General features: G+C 41.2%; 1 pseudogene. It reads right to left on the bottom strand.

What is annotated here, in order from left to right:
- Positions 1 to 238 (bottom strand): annotated as a pseudogene (locus R2R70_RS23000) (oligopeptidase B); the annotation flags it as partial.

Here is a 238-nt window from a genome sequence, read left to right on the forward strand (position 1 = left end):
CTGAGCGACGTGCTAGAGAAGCTCGGATCAATGGTGTAACCATAAGCCCCATACCCATATTGAAACAATGGGTTGGTGCCATCTTTTTTAAAACTATCTTTTCGGTATACAACAGAAGCAGGTATTTTGACGCCATCACGCGAAGTAATCATCAGCCGCTCAGACTTATAATCTGTGGCTTTAAAGTCACCTAATACCTTTTGCTGTTTAAGCAATGTTTTTTCACCCGTTATAAGGT

It is taken from the genome of Cobetia sp. SIMBA_158 (assembly GCF_046566945.1).
Lineage (GTDB): Bacteria > Pseudomonadota > Gammaproteobacteria > Pseudomonadales > Halomonadaceae > Cobetia > Cobetia amphilecti.